Genomic DNA, 517 nt, shown 5'->3' on the forward strand with positions numbered 1-517 from the left:
TCGCCGAACCATTGGGCGATGCGCCGTATGGATGCGGTTTCGGGGCCGGTGAGGTTGAGGGTGAACGCCTCGCCGTCGGTGGCGTGCAGTAGCGAACGCAGCGCGACCTCGTTGGCGTACCCCTGCCACACCACATTGGCGTGACCGGTCGTCACATCGACGCTCTCGCCGGCCTGTACCCGGTAGGCGATGTCGGCGAGGACGCCGTAGCGCAGGTCGACCGCGTAGTTGAGGCGGATGTTGGCGACCCTGGTGCCACGGGTCAGCGCCGCGTGGCCGAAGATCCGCTCCCGGCCCAGGCACGACATGGCGTACTCGCCGACCGGGCCCACCGGGTCGCTCTCCGTGCAGCCGCCGGAGGAGACCGGGACCAGCGGGTACACGTTGCCGGTGGAGAAGGCGGCGATCCGGGCCTGTGGCCAGCGGCGTGCTACCCGGTCGGGCATGGCGGCGTTCACCGCCCAGGCGTGGGAGGGGGCCCCGGCGGAGCCGAATTTGGCGCCGACCATGAAGACGA

The 517-nt window shown here is 70.6% G+C and carries 1 protein-coding gene; it reads right to left on the reverse strand.

What is annotated here, in order from left to right; all coding sequences use genetic code 11:
• The coding region (locus IE107_RS34630; RefSeq protein WP_506004922.1) for an NAD-dependent epimerase/dehydratase family protein at window positions 1–517 on the reverse strand (517 nt) is incomplete at both ends.

It is taken from the genome of Streptomyces gelaticus (assembly GCF_014649535.1).
GTDB lineage: Bacteria > Actinomycetota > Actinomycetes > Streptomycetales > Streptomycetaceae > Streptomyces > Streptomyces gelaticus.